A 14,396-nucleotide genomic window follows, 5' to 3' on the forward strand; every position below is an offset into this window, starting at 1 on the left:
ATATCGACGGGGAGGTTTGGCACCTCGATGTCGGCTCATCGCATCCTGGGGCTGTAGTAGGTCCCAAGGGTTGGGCTGTTCGCCCATTAAAGCGGTACGTGAGCTGGGTTCAGAACGTCGTGAGACAGTTCGGTCCCTATCCGTCGCAGGCGCAGGAAATTTGAGAGGATCTGTCCCTAGTACGAGAGGACCGGGATGGACGAATCACTGGTGTACCAGTTGTCTCGCCAGAGGCACAGCTGGGTGGCTATATTCGGATCGGATAAGCGCTGAAAGCATCTAAGCGCGAAACCGGCCTCAAGATGAGATTTCCCACGAGTGAAAGCTCGGTAAGACCCCTGAAGGAAGATCAGGTTGATAGGCCGGATGTGGAAGCACCGTGAGGTGTGGAGCTGACCGGTACTAATCGGTCGAGGGCTTGACCTAAAAAGATACAAAGCAAAGGGAACGTGGCTCAAATGGTTCCGAGAAGACGAAGCTAGAAAGAGACTCTATGTAGTTTTGAGAGAACAGAGTTCGAAAAGGACAACTGAATCTCAGAGATCTGGTGATCATGCCGGAGGGGTTCCACCCGTTTCCATACCGAACACGGAAGTTAAGACCTCCAGGGCCAAGGATACTTGGGGCGCAGGCTCCTGGGAAAGTAGGTCATCGCCAGGTAAAACAAGCAACAGACTGCCATAATGGTAGTCTGTTTGTGTTTCATGAAAGAAGTGAAAGATAGCTACCGGGGCTCCACCCGTTCGATCCACATTGCAGGAGAATGCGTCACAAGTCGCAATGTGGCGAAAAGCTCGTACTTCGCCACGAAGTGAATCTCTGGGGTTGGTGGCTCGGCGAAACCCTCCACCGGAGGCTTTCGTGCTTTTCGTATACACGAACACGGAAGTTAAGGATTGAGCTTTGGTCACTATGGTTCGGAAATAACAAAATGGATGAGATATTACAAGAGGAATGTAAATTTGTAGATATCGCTAATTTTGATTTTAATGAATTGTTGAATACGGATTGTTGTATAACAGTGATTATGTAGACACCTCAACATCTACGCCCTCAGCCACTCAAAGGAAATAGCCGCCTTGTATAAAGCCTAGTCAGCGTCAAGTACCGAGTCTCGAATGGTATGTAAATTTGCACGAAATCATTACATTCATTGGGTTGACATGAAGCAAAATAGTATTAGAAATTTACGAGGGGGCAAAAATATGCTAATTGTTACCACTGAAAATATCAAAGGATACAAAGTCATTGATGTTAAAGGCCAGGTATTTGGAGTTGTTGTTCGTAGTCGGGGATTAGGCGGAAATGTGGTAGCAGGGTTGCGCAGTCTTGTTGGCGGGGAGATCCATGAATACACAGCATTGCTGGAGGACACCAGAAAAGAAGCGATTGACAGGTTGGTTGTGAATGCCCAAGCCATGGGAGCAAACGCGGTTGTCATGATGAGATTCGATTCTAGCGAAATTGGACAGACAATGAGTGAGATTGTCGCCTATGGGACTGCAGTAGTTGTGGAGAAAGAAAATTAGCATGGGAATAGTCTTGGGATTCAATGTTTTAATTTATCTTTTTGCGGCGAGAAGACTCGCCGTCCCCCCAATTATTGCAGAACACCTATTCTAAATTCGTTCTTGCTGTAGTGAAATAAGGATAACGCGAACGAATGGTTGAGGTGGTGGTTAAGAGTCCATTCAAGGAGTCTACGAAGATGGGAAGATGAAAGGCCTAGAAAAAAATTTCTTTCATGATTACGCTGGATGGATTTTAGGAATTGTTATATTTGTTTCTGATGGTGGTGATGAATTTAAATCGATTACTGATAATCAGATTACATTTATTAAGGAGTATATAGGTTCACCAGTAGTTCAGTAAGAGACCATAGAATCGTTAATTCTGACTTCGTATAAGGTACGTATAAGCCTTTTCTAATCTGAAAAGGAAATGAGGTGCAGCAACCCCTCTGAAATGTAATTCTAAAGTTTTAGGTTCATAACAAATCAACCCTCATCATTTTACCGGTGAGGGTTGATAGTGGGTCAAACTCGCATGCTCATTTGGAACTGAAGATGTACAAGGCCCTTACTTTCTCATAATATCCTCCTGTTAAGAATAAATGGGAGTGTTTAAATCATCTTCTTCAAACGAATTTACATTTGAAAATCTATTTCGAAATATGTTTTTATCTTGAGTATTAATAGATTCTTTTTCAGGAAAAACATTTGGTGCTGCTAGAGTAACTATAGCCTTTGAGGTCGCAAGCCCATAAATGAGATGGTGCCAAATTGATGCATAACCACTTTTCGTTAGGCGAGGATTCATTCGAAAGAAATTCATTTTTTGTCCGAAATTATAAAGAAAACCCCATACAACTACTGAAAAAAAGCCACCTTTGATTATGTAATTATCTTTACCAAATTGCTTCAATATTTGAGACATGCCAACCCCTAAACATGATCCAACTGTCATATGAAATACCTGCCCAAGTAGGAAATTACTCGTCTTATTGAGTTTGGATGGTTTCATAATCATTGATCCTGCAAGATGACCGTAAAGACCCTCTGTTGTCTTATTACGCCATAATATGAAATTCGAAATGTCCATACATATGACACCGATTAATCCACCCAATAATCCAGCTATCATAGAGTTATCAATTTTTCGCATATCATTAACCTCTTTCTTAAAGAAAACGCCGTTCTTTTTCTAAGCTAATACTTCAATAATTTTAGAATTTCCTATGCAAAAATTTAAATTCTGGGAATTTGTGCCTTTAGGTGGGTGATGTATTTCAAAAACAGTAATCCACCCTCATCATCTTTTGTTCATGAGGGTGGATATAATTTTATGACTCTAAGGGAAATGTCCAAAAGTCTTGATGATGGGCTTGCTCAAATAGGGGCATCAATTGAACAATTATCGGCATCAGCAAATAATATTCATGCTAATGAGGAAGACCTTAATAAATCCATTGGTGAAATCACAAACATATCGATCAAAATCGAAGAAGTTTCTTCTTTCATCAAAGAAATTGCCGATGAAACGAAGATGCTGGGCTTAAATGCCGCCGCCATAGAAGCTGCTAGAGCGGGCGAAACAGGGAGAGGTTTTGGAGTTGTTGCAGAAGAAATTAGAAAGTTATCTGAACAGTCCAAGAGCACAGTCTCTAAAATTCAAAAATTAACCAGTGAAATTATAGATAAGGTTAATCAATCCAGCCTTAAGAGTCAAGGTTCACTCTCATCAAGCCAGGAACAAGCTGCTGCTACGCAGGAAATCACTGCAAGCATAGAAAATTATAATTTCACCAGAAAGGTGGAGTGTTAGTAAAACGATTGAGCTTTTACACAAGAAAAAGGACTGAATTTAATTTCGGTCCTTTTTTGTTGGGTTGTCGTTTTCACGCTAAACACTACGGATGTTGATAAAGTGGTCGAAACCGTTAAGCTTTTAAAACCTACTTATGCAACTTTCTAAAATTTCGGAAATATCGAGAGCTTTTAAGGCTTCTCCAACTTCACGAGACGCTATTCCGTCGACGATCATGGTTAAGCAGAAAGGACATGCGGTACCTACATAATCTGTCTTAGCTGCAATTGCTTCGTCTGTGCGCATGACATTAATACGTTTGCCTTCATGTTCTTCTAGCCACATTCGACCGCCGCCAGCACCACAACAGAAGCTCTTTTCACCAGTATGAGCCATTTCTTTTATTTTAAGGCCAACAATTTTGAGCAATTCACGGGGTTGATCATATATCTGATTATAACGGCCTAAATAACAGGAATCGTGATAGGTAATCGATTTTCCGGAAATATTGTTTAGCTTAAGTTTTCCGGATTTTACGAGCTCAAGCAAGAAGGTTGAATGGTGCACAACCTCGAAGTTCCCGTCTAATTGAGGATACTCATTTTTAAGTATGTTGAAGCAGTGAGGACATTGAGTGATAATTTTCTTAACCCCATATCCCTTCATAACTTCGATGTTTTCTGAGGCTAATGTATAAAACAAGTATTCATTTCCCAATTTACGGGCAGAGTCACCACAGCATTTTTCTTCGTTGCCTAAGATTGCAAAATGAACACCTGCCGCTTGTAACAGTTTGACTAAGGCAGCGGAAACTTTCTGGTTACGTGCATCAAAGGCACCTGAACAGCCAGGCCAATATAAATATTCAGCTGAAGGATCTTCTGCGAAGGTTTTTACTCCTAATACTTTTAAATAGTCGACCCGTGTGGTCCAACCGATGCCCCAGGGATTCCCGTTATTCTCCATATTCCTGAAGGCTAGCTGAGCCTCGGCAGGGAACCTGGTTTCCATTAAGACTAGATGTCGTCTCATATCAATGGTTTTATCAACATGCTCTACGAATACTGGGCATTGCTGTTCACAAGAACGGCACGTAGTACAGGACCATAAGTCTTCTTCTGCAATAACTTCACCTATGAGAGAAGGTACCGGCAGTTCGACGTTCTCTTCGGTTGCAGCGGTTTCGGCTTCCGCTGTTTGATTGGCTAAAGCGTCTTTTTGTGCGGCCTTAACGGCTGTACCTACTTCTTCCATAAAAAACCGCATATCCTGAATGATCTTTTTGGGATTTAAGTGTTTTCCACTTAAATAAGCTGGACAGTTATCCTGGCAACGTCCACAGCGCAAGCAAGCATCCGTATTAAATAAAGTTTTCCAAGAAAACTCGCGTAGTTGACTTTTACCAAAGGTTTCAATGTTTTCATCTTCAAAATCTATTAGCTCAGGGATTCCGATGGGTCCTCTGTTACGGAAAACTATATTTAATGGACCCAATAGCACATGGAACAGCTTCGAATAAGGGAAGTAAGCGATGAACGTCATTGCTAAAAGTAGATGGAACCACCATAAAAATTTATGCAATGAAAGTAACTGTGCTTGATTAAGGGATGCTTTGAGGGGAATTGATATCCATTGTCCAATAAATCCCCATCCGGCCCATGGATCAGATGTTGCTGCAATACGAGCTCCTTCAATTAGAAAGCCTGTTAGTACTATTATAAATATTAAGGCTAGTGTGAATGCGTCATCCGTTTTATTATCTAGGCGATCAGGTCTTTGTATATAGCGGCGATAGGCTGCTATTGCGATACCGAGGATCGCAGCTAATCCAAAGAGGTTCGCTGTCAGCTTTATAAACAGATAAAGCCATCCGTGGAATATTTGCAAGCCAAAATCAGCTTGCAAAGTGATCGTTGCTGTTGCAAAGGCTAAGAACACAAATCCCCAAAAAATACAAACGTGCATAATTCCTGGATAAGAATCTTTTAGGATTCGCTTATGCCCAAATCCATAGACAATAATATCTTTTATGCCTTGAGATAGATATTTCCAGCGATTCTCAGGTTGACCTAATTTCCAAAGTGATACTCGTTTGTAGACTCCGTAGGCGAAGATAATAAGTGCAATGATGAAGAACAAATAGAGCCAGTGCTCTCCTTCAATGTTCCAATACACTTGACGTGTGGCCATGCTCATGCTCATCTCTCCTTATTTGATTTGCGAAGCGCCTGAAAAAGCGCTTCGCGGATCAAATTTATGTTTTAGAATCTTTATTTTTGTCATAGCTAAGGGTAAAACTTACTGTAGAATTCATGTTTCCTAAAGTAATTCGGTTGCAGCGTACGAGCATCTTTCAAGGACACTTGAATGGTTGTTTTTATAAGGGACGTGAGCTATTTCACTTTTCTTAGCCTGGGACATAAGACGGGTTTGCGGCAAGGGTATACTTACAATTAATGATTCAGGCATACTATTAAAATTTACAGGGGGTAACGCCAATGACTATACTTCTTTTTTATATTTAACCACTCCCTTTTCATAAGTAAAAGCTATGATAAGAACTGCACTTTGTATTTAACAATTATTAATTTCTCGTTAAATACAAGAAAAAGATTGCGTGAAAGACCAAGTTTAAAGGGTTTCCCAGGAATAAATTAAGTGTTCCAACAATTCAAACTAGTTTTATTGCTTCGATTATACCTCTAGGCATAACAATCCACAATGGCATTTGACGGTTTTGAAAAGATTCCTACAAACGAATATTTCGATTTGTGCATTAAAAATATTTATGATCATTCGTTCTCAATACTCAAGATTGTTTGGAGACCGCCCATAAGCTTAAATCACGGACATGCAGCTCATCAATTGCGGAAATATTAAAAATTCGCTCGCATATGACAAATAACGACATAATTTGCAACAAAACTATGTTAATATAGTAATTTAATACAGGTATCTATATAGACTTTCAAAATATCTTAAGTAAGGATATAAATCACGAAAGTCAAACAAATTACTTGTATTTACATAATATACGAGTCAAAAAAAAGCGAGGTGAAGAAATAAGTTTCTGAGTTAAAACAGCGAGGGGGTTACTGGGCGATTAAACTCGATTATATTGGGACTTATGATCTAGGATATAAAGACGTTTTCGAGATAGTTTCCTAAATATTCCAAAATAGTTTAACAGAACTTAAAAGGAAGGGATTTATTAATGCCTTTTTGCACTAAATGTGGAGCTAAGATTGCTGAAGGTGAAGTGCATCAATGTCCTGTGCAAAGCGCTGTGTCACAAATCAGAACGGCCGAAGCCCAAACTTCAGCTTCATATACTCCCACTATTTCGACACCAACCTGGGGTAGTATTAATCTGCAACAAATAATAACGCTTATTAAAAATCCATTTTCAAGTATCGAAATGACCACAGAAAAAGGATTTAGTTATGGAGTACTTGGGTTAATTATGAGTGCTCTGGGAATGTTATTCTGGTTTGCTGCAGTTTATAATAATATAACTTCAGGCATTATAAACTTAGCTAATCTGGGTAAAGCTTTTGGATTACCAGACGGTTCAAACGTTCAAAGTCTACTACAGTTAAGTTATATTAAAGATTTCTTTGTGGTTGTTTTAATGGTAGTTGTTTATTTTGCTTCAATATATCTATTCTCCAATGGTATGGGTACGCGAAAGAAGGATATGAAGAACGCGGTTGCTATTTTGGGTTCAACACAATGGACTGCTACTGCGGGATTTATTGTATCAGCATTAATTTCTTATGTGAGCATACCAACTTCAATCGGCGCATTATTAATTGTTTTGATTACAAATGCAACAATTGTGTTTATGATTGCTAGTGAATTTTTCGGGATACCAACTACTAAAAAAGTCGGGGTTTCGGTTTTAATAATTGCTGTAAATATCATAATTTCTGGGTTAATTCTGCAGTATTTCATAAAGACTGAATTAGTTTCAATGATCAATACTGTATTTAAAGCAAATTATTTCTCGTTTAATGATATTTACTCAGCTATCATGCAGAACATTTTCAGGGGGCTGTAATACTGTTCTGTGGATCAGGTGGGCAGAAGATGGCTATGAACTTAACTTAATAATTCTTCAATTGAAGACACTAGCCGTGTAAAAAGGGAAATCATAATAGATCATGAGATTGGGACATACACCATATACTCTCGTGAACCAACAAAGCGAGAATCAATTTTATGCCTTTAAACAGTAACCTGGCGAGGACGATTGGTGGATTAAACAAGTTCAAGATACAGGGGGTTATAATTATACGGCTGACCATTCCAGTAAATTTACAAAGTTAAATAAATAACTGTGGCAGTTAATTAATTAAAACTAGTTGAAGTAAGAAATGAGGAGGGGAACACGTGCGCTAATCCTATCGACAATAAAGATTAGCTAAGTTTCCTTCCTTTACTTATCAAATAAAGACTATTGGGCAATTTCAAAACAATCTATTAGGGGGTTAAAAATATGTTCTGTGGATCATGTGGACAGGAAGTTACGAGTCAAGACAAGTTTTGTGGTTCATGTGGTGCTCCAGTGCCCCAAGATATACAAGAAGGAGGCATCTTAGAAGGCGAAAGCACTTCGGGTAAAAAGGATTTTATACCAGAGCCAGTTGCGCGAGAATTAGAAACCGCTAATCAAGAGATTTCTGCAACACTTGAAATGCCTATTCCTAGAGAAGTTGTAGTAAAAGCACCTATGAGTAAAAAAACAAAAATAATAATTGGCACTATTGCTGTTATTGCCGTGGCACTCTATGGGGGATATCAATATGCGCGTAGCAAATTTACGGTTACGTCGCCATATTTATTGGAACAAAAGTTTACAACGGCACTTAAGAGTCAAGATATGGCAACGCTTAGCTCTCTTTTGGACTCGGATAGTGCAGATTTAAAGAGTGCTGATTCTTTAGCGGCATTTAAAAAGGGTATATCAGATGAGGTTGTGGCAGCCTATTTACAAAGGCTTCAACAAGAAGTTGGTCAAGTGCAAGGTGGGAACGCTTTTGCTTCGACTTCAGATCATGGATGGCTTACTCTTAGACAAACATCAACTTGGTTGGGGAAAAGTTGGGCGGTACATATAGCTTCAGTTGGAGTAAAAGCTAATCCTATCCCGCAAGATACCGTATCGTTTTCAATTGGTAATCTAAAAAGTGCAAATGAAGAAATAACACACCTTTGGCCTTCAGAGTATTCATTCAAGGGGACAGTTTCGAACAATTATGCTCAGGAGAATGTTAACGGAACCGTAAGTTTCCTTGATCAATTAGGTAATATACCTAATTATGGTGAATATGATTACAACCTAGATATGAGTGGATTAATTAAAAGTAGGTTGCAACTTAATTCGTTTAATGCTATTCCTAATCTCCAAATAACATTAAACGATAAACCTGTAACAATAACCGGAGATAACGTACTAATATCGCCAGCACCGCAAAATCCTGCTTTGTCGGTCAAGGGGACTGTACTGGGTGTTCCGATTAGCGAAAAGGGTACAATAGATCCCCAAGACCAAAACCCCATACAAACACTTGTGAATCAAGGCATTGCAAAGCACGCTATGGATATACTCGATAATTTCAATGTAGCAGCTACTAAAGCGTTAGATGATGGAACCCCCTCTGAAATGCAGGGTGATGACCCAAATAGCGCAGAACGCAAAAGTTATTCCGATTTTATAACGAATAATGCGGCTAGTCCAAACAGAGTTAAAGACGTTTTTCTAAAAACGGTTGTTGATCCGAATAGCGTTAATATTCAAGATGGGAAAATCTATATAAATGATACGGAGTATTACACACGTAATTCTAGTCCGAATACTATTAACTGGACTTATCAATTACAACAAATACCTGGTAAGTCAGAGTGGTGGGTAGAGGGTAATAATCAGGATTATGAGACTGTAAATGACACTACAGGTAAGTTCACGAAATTGGCAAGTCAATAAATATCTCCTGTAAAATAATAATTAAATCATGTTTGTTTTGGAGAAGGAGTTTACTATTTTGTGTTTGCAATAATTGAAGTAGTAAATCTCCTTCTTTCGGAATTGATTTTTGTAAAAGGCTGTGTTAAAGGTTAGTGTTGATATTTCGGCGTTATGTATCCTTGTCATACAAGGCTTGTAGGATTATTTGGTTCTTCTCCTTGGGTTAAGGGAATTCAGAAACCCCATGAAGACCATTAAGTCATTGAAATTCAACACTGTTTTTTAACAAAGCCTCGCAAAAAATAATAGGGCAATCAGACTTTAGTAGAGTTTCAAAGTACCAAGATTCAGCCTACAAAAAAGAATGGCAGATTATTATATCAAAAAACAACTATCTTGACTTAATACAATAATATCGCGGTGATATGTTACGCATATTTATGCGTTAAATTACTTTGTGCCTTATCATATAGGGCTAGTAAGTTGTTGCATTATAAACACTAAAAATTAAACTAAGAAGGGATTCGTTTATCGTTCCGAAAAAATTAGTCGATTGCCCTAACCAAGTTTTAGATAATAAGGCGGGGGTGCTTTGTGGAAATTAATTGGAGGGAAATCATATGTTTTGTGGAAATTGCGGACAGGAAGTTACGAGCCAAGACAAGTTTTGTGGTTCATGTGGTGCTCCAGTGCCCCAAGATATACAAGGAGGAGACATCTTAGAAGGCGAAAGCACTGCGAGTAAAAAGGATTTTATACCCGAGTCAGTTGCGCGAGAATTAGAAACCGCTAATCAAGAGATTTCTGCAACAGTTGAAATGCCTATTCCTAGAGAAGTTGTAGTAAAAGCACCTATGAGTAAAAAAACAAAAATAATTATTGGCACTATTGCTGTTATTGCCGTGGCACTCTATGGGGGATATCAATATGCGCGTAGCAAATTTACGGTTACGTCGCCATATTTATTGGAACAAAAGTTTACAACAGCACTTAAGAGTCAAGATATGGCAACACTAAGTTCACTTCTAGACTCGGATAGTGGAGATTTAAAGAGTGCTGATTCACTCGCTGCATTTAAAGCGAGTCTCACAGACAATGTTACAGCAGCATATTTACAACAACTGCAACAGGAAGTCGATCATGTGCCTAATAGTAGCGCATTTGGTTCAAACGCAGACCGAGGATGGTTAACACTGAAAAAGACTTCATCTTGGCTAGGGAATAGCTGGAAGGTACACGTGGCTTCAGTTGGAGTTGTGACAAAACCTATTCCTCAAGACAATGTTAGCTTTTCAATTGGTAATCTTAAAAGTGCCAATGGAGAAGTAGCACATCTCTGGCCTTCAGCATATGCATTTACTGGAACAGTTACGAACGATTATGCAAAAGAAGATGTTAAGGGGAATGTAAGCTTTCTTGATCAATTAGGTAGCATACATGATTTTGGGGCGTATGATTATAATCTGGACCTCAGCAGTTATCTGAAGACGAGCTTAAATTTGGTCCCGCCAGATAATATTAGCAATTTGCAAGTTTTAATAAATAATAAGCCGATCACCATCCCAAGTAATGGGCTAACTCTTTCACCTGCGCCAACAAGTGGAACCATAGAATTAAAAGGTGATGTTTCTGGTGTTAGTATTGATGAAAAAGAAACAACGGATTTCCAGAATTTAGATTTAACAATGTTAATGAATAGGGGAATTGCTAAACATAGTTTAATTGGTATGGGTAGCGATCAATCTAATATTTCTGGTGATTCTGCACAGACGCAAGTTGAAGATGTCATAATGAATTATTATCAAAATATTCCATCCAACATGACGTTAGCGTATTCCTATTTATCAAATGAGTATCAGCAGCAATTGCCTTTTGAGAGTTGGAAACAGGAATTTCCGAACACGATTTCTGATTCCGTTGGCAATGTATATGTAACAAGTATTAATGGAAATGAAGCGACAGCAAGTTTTACTATGACATCTAGGGATTCGACTAATAATGGAGGGACGTTGGTTAGAAAGTGGGAAGGCCAATGGAACCTAGTTTTTGAAAACGGACAATGGAAGTTAAATCAACCTCAAATAAAAATGGACAGTGAAAATAATGAGTAAATTATTACTAATTAAGTTGCTTACAATTATCATTGGTATCTTCGCTTTATCTTGCACTCTAATATTCTTTAGTCCATTAAAAAATATTTATGATAAAAAGATTGAAACTGGAGGAACCGTTGCAGTCAATAGCAAGTCGGGAACCGTTTCAGATAACAAGGCATCATCTAGCGGTCAAAGGAATAATCCTGAAGATGAAGTGGATAAAATTGTAGATTCCCTAACTCCGGAACAAATGGCGGGACAGATGCTTATGGTTGGTTTTGATGGTCTAAAACCAGACTACTATATAAGTCGGATGATAAACTTGAGATATGTAGGCGGGGTTGTTCTTTACGGACGAAATATTAAGACCAAGGGACAGGTTACTGAGTTAGATGACCAATTACAGAAAATGTCTTTGGCTAAAGACAACCTTCCATTATTTATTTCTGTCGATCAAGAAGGTGGTCTCGTAGACCGTTTTAAGGGATTGATATCTGAAACTCCTGATCCACCTAACCTTGGAAAGCTATCTGCAGACGAAGTATCAAATTATGCCCTTAAAACAGGCGAAGAATTAAAGCCTATGGGGATAAATGTAAACCTTGCACCGGTTCTCGCTGTGGCTGGCAGCAACAGTATTATGCTAGGGCGAGCCTATGGAGATGATCCAAACATAGTTGCTAAAACTGCAGTTGCTGCTATTACCGGCTATAAAAATAGCGGAATTATTCCTTGTGCTAAACATTTTCCTGGTCTGGGGTTGTCTCTTCAAGACACTCATACTACATCAACTGTAATAAATTCTAGCCTGGATGCACTTAACAAACGTGATTTGATCCCCTTTCGTGCTGCAATTCAAGATGGAGTAGAAATGATCATGGTTAATCATGCTATTTATCCAGCTTTGGATCCTCAAAATCCAGCGTCTTTATCCTATACCATTCAGACGGATATTCTACGTGATAAGTTGGGTTACAAGGGTTTGATTTTAACGGATGATTTGGAAATGGCAGCCGCTGAAGCCGAGGGTAGTGTTGGGCAAAACGCCGTGAAGGCAGTTAAAGCTGGCGCGGACATTGTATTGGTCTGCCAAACCCCAGAGAAGCAAAAAGAGGCTTATGATGCTTTACTTGCCGCCATTAAAAGTGGGGAGATAAGTCAACAACGTTTGAAAGATACGATGAGAAGGATTGTAACTTTAAAACTTCGTGAGCAGCGAATAATGGGGTAGTTGAGCACAAGGATTGGATGTGGCAGGAGGCAATGTTGAAGAGCAACCTGAGCGCCTGCTGGGATTCTCCAAAAGGACGGAATGGGAGTGGTAATTACCACTCTCGTTCCGTTTCATAGACCATCTATTGTAAGAGGTGGAACAAATAACGTGATACAAAATATCCTTCACTTGCAACTTCTTTGATGTAGCTGTACTGTTTACGATCAGTTTCTTGAACTGGACATCAGTTAAGTCATCATACTTATTGGTTCCTTCTTCTACTAGATAGTCAAAAATAAGTTCTGCATATTCTCTATGTTCCTGGACCATCCTCCGAGAGCATTAAGTGATATGATTCTTTACAAGGAAAGGTAAATTACTTGAGGACGAGTGGGAATCTATACGCACCCATCCAGTTATTGGGTAAACGATCATAATAAGTATTAAATTTATGTCCGATCTTGGACAAGTAGTGCCCTACAGGCGGATCCTATCTGGGAAGTCAGGCTACAGCAATGCTCACGATCCAAGACACGACTTTACCGGATGAGAAGCTATATGCCTTGTTTCCTGTAAGCGGTATTGCTGGCAGTCAATTTATAATAATTTGCATGAAAGAGCTTTGCCATGATTACCCAAGGCATGGCTCTTTTTGGCTCGCACGTGTTTCAGGACCGACTGGATGGAATGCTTGGGTTAACTTAAGTGATATCTTATTTTATAGGCGGCTCTGATTAGCTATTAGTCGCCTGTTGATTTCATTATATATGTAAAAAAGTGTGGGTATTTGTATGCCGTGACTTTTCGCATTATTTTGCAAAAGCATGGTCAAGCTGAAAATGGCGAGCATTTAAAGATAGGGAAAATTTAATTGGACAAATTTCTAATATATTCGTCCCCGCCTCTGAAATAAAACTTAGACATTGGTTAATCTGCAAAATCTTTCAATCCTGCAGGATGAATGTCCTTTACCTATCGGATAACCAAACTGGAAGGCTGGAGAGATGCTTGACATCTATCTTCGAGACTTTGGGAGGAAATTACGTGGCTAGAAGGGAGCTGACGAACAGTGAGTTTGCGATGTCAGATTTGTGGGAAATAGAAGAAATAATTATTTGAAATACAATTATTTGTAAATTCATTTCGTAATTCATGCTTATAACAAAGCAATTAATTTATGAGTGTGTCTCCCTGTGAATGGTAAACTAAACCATACACATTTACGCCAATGAAAGCATACAGGTTTCTGCCACAAAGCATACAACTTTTTGCCAACAACCATACAACTTAAATCAAATACAGCGATCGGACTTTGTTAGAATAGTGACTAGCAAAGAGGTCAGGAGCTGTTAGAATGAAAGGATTTAAGATGTATAAACAGATACAACAACTTAAAGAGATTGGATTCACTCGGTCTCGGACAGCCAAGCAGCTGAACATAAATCGAGAAACTGTAACACGGTATTGGAACATGACAGCGGATGAATTCGCCAAGCAGCTGTATAGCATTAACCGGGAACTGTTACTTTCAAACTATGAGGAAATTATCATCAACTGGTTGAAACAATATCCAACAATGACAGCCGCCCAAGTATGCGATTGGCTCAAGGAGCATTACAAAGAGGATATCAAGGAACGAACTGTCAGTCGTTATGTCAAAGGGTTACGAGAGGAATATAATCTGAAAAAAATCCAATCATCCCAGGGATTATGAGGCTGTAGAAGAGCTCCCAATGGGGCAGCAGTTACAGGTGGACTTTGGTGAAAAGTGGATGCAATCCATTGATGGGCAGCGTGTAAAGATTCGCTTTGC

At 39.2% G+C, this 14,396-nt stretch carries 9 protein-coding genes, 2 rRNA genes and 1 pseudogene; 10 read left to right on the top strand and 2 right to left on the bottom strand.

Translation table 11 applies throughout. The features are described from left to right. From DEAC_RS21370 to DEAC_RS23720, 4 genes are all read left to right on the top strand, one after another. Positions 1 to 426: ribosomal RNA gene (locus DEAC_RS21370) — 23S ribosomal RNA — on the top strand; the annotation flags it as partial. Positions 427 to 543: 117 nt separating this feature from the next. Then, positions 544 to 660: ribosomal RNA gene (rrf, locus tag DEAC_RS21375) — 5S ribosomal RNA — on the top strand. A gap of 545 nt (positions 661 to 1,205) precedes the next feature. Then, positions 1,206 to 1,529 (top strand): heavy metal-binding domain-containing protein, encoded by a 324-nt coding sequence (locus DEAC_RS21385; protein WP_047812119.1) that lies wholly within the window; start codon positions 1,206 to 1,208, stop codon positions 1,527 to 1,529. 187 nt (positions 1,530 to 1,716) lie between these two features. Beyond that, on the top strand, positions 1,717 to 1,872 hold the full coding sequence (locus DEAC_RS23720; protein WP_161796490.1) for a hypothetical protein: 156 nt from the start codon (positions 1,717 to 1,719) through the stop codon (positions 1,870 to 1,872). A gap of 231 nt (positions 1,873 to 2,103) precedes the next feature. Here DEAC_RS23720 and DEAC_RS21390 read toward each other — a convergent pair whose 3' ends face one another. Then, positions 2,104 to 2,664, bottom strand: coding sequence for a hypothetical protein (locus tag DEAC_RS21390; RefSeq protein WP_047812120.1), 561 nt, complete (start codon positions 2,662 to 2,664; stop codon positions 2,104 to 2,106). A gap of 186 nt (positions 2,665 to 2,850) precedes the next feature. On the opposite strand from DEAC_RS21390, the pseudogene DEAC_RS24665 reads away from it, so the two are divergent. After that, positions 2,851 to 3,324, top strand: a pseudogene (locus DEAC_RS24665) (methyl-accepting chemotaxis protein); the annotation flags it as partial. Between the two features lie 123 nt (positions 3,325 to 3,447). Here DEAC_RS24665 and DEAC_RS21400 read toward each other — a convergent pair. Further along, entirely contained in the window at positions 3,448 to 5,496 is a 2,049-nt protein-coding gene (locus DEAC_RS21400) for a heterodisulfide reductase-related iron-sulfur binding cluster (RefSeq protein WP_047812125.1), read from the bottom strand. Between the two features lie 1,024 nt (positions 5,497 to 6,520). Here DEAC_RS21400 and DEAC_RS21405 point away from each other — a divergent pair. The 5 genes from DEAC_RS21405 to DEAC_RS21425 all read left to right on the top strand — a co-directional run bounded on the left by DEAC_RS21405 (position 6,521) and on the right by DEAC_RS21425 (position 14,297). Further along, positions 6,521 to 7,366 carry a hypothetical protein gene (locus DEAC_RS21405; RefSeq protein ID WP_047812121.1) on the top strand — a complete coding sequence of 282 codons (846 nt, stop codon included), beginning with the start codon at positions 6,521 to 6,523 and terminating at the stop codon, positions 7,364 to 7,366. A 438-nt stretch (positions 7,367 to 7,804) separates the two neighbouring features. Continuing rightward, positions 7,805 to 9,292 (top strand): zinc ribbon domain-containing protein, encoded by a 1,488-nt coding sequence (locus DEAC_RS21410; RefSeq protein WP_047812122.1) that lies wholly within the window; start codon positions 7,805 to 7,807, stop codon positions 9,290 to 9,292. 602 nt (positions 9,293 to 9,894) lie between these two features. Further along, positions 9,895 to 11,385 (top strand): zinc ribbon domain-containing protein, encoded by a 1,491-nt coding sequence (locus DEAC_RS21415; RefSeq protein WP_047812123.1) that lies wholly within the window; start codon positions 9,895 to 9,897, stop codon positions 11,383 to 11,385. Next, positions 11,378 to 12,601 carry a beta-N-acetylhexosaminidase gene (nagZ, locus tag DEAC_RS21420; protein WP_053006567.1) on the top strand — a complete coding sequence of 408 codons (1,224 nt, stop codon included), beginning with the start codon at positions 11,378 to 11,380 and terminating at the stop codon, positions 12,599 to 12,601. The genes DEAC_RS21415 and nagZ overlap by 8 nt, the downstream gene beginning before the upstream one ends. A gap of 1,336 nt (positions 12,602 to 13,937) precedes the next feature. Beyond that, positions 13,938 to 14,297, top strand: a complete 360-nt coding sequence (locus DEAC_RS21425; protein WP_053006568.1) for a helix-turn-helix domain-containing protein — start codon at positions 13,938 to 13,940, stop codon at positions 14,295 to 14,297. Positions 14,298 to 14,396: the final 99 nt, after the last annotated feature.

It is taken from the genome of Desulfosporosinus acididurans, assembly GCF_001029285.1.
Lineage (GTDB): Bacteria > Bacillota > Desulfitobacteriia > Desulfitobacteriales > Desulfitobacteriaceae > Desulfosporosinus > Desulfosporosinus acididurans.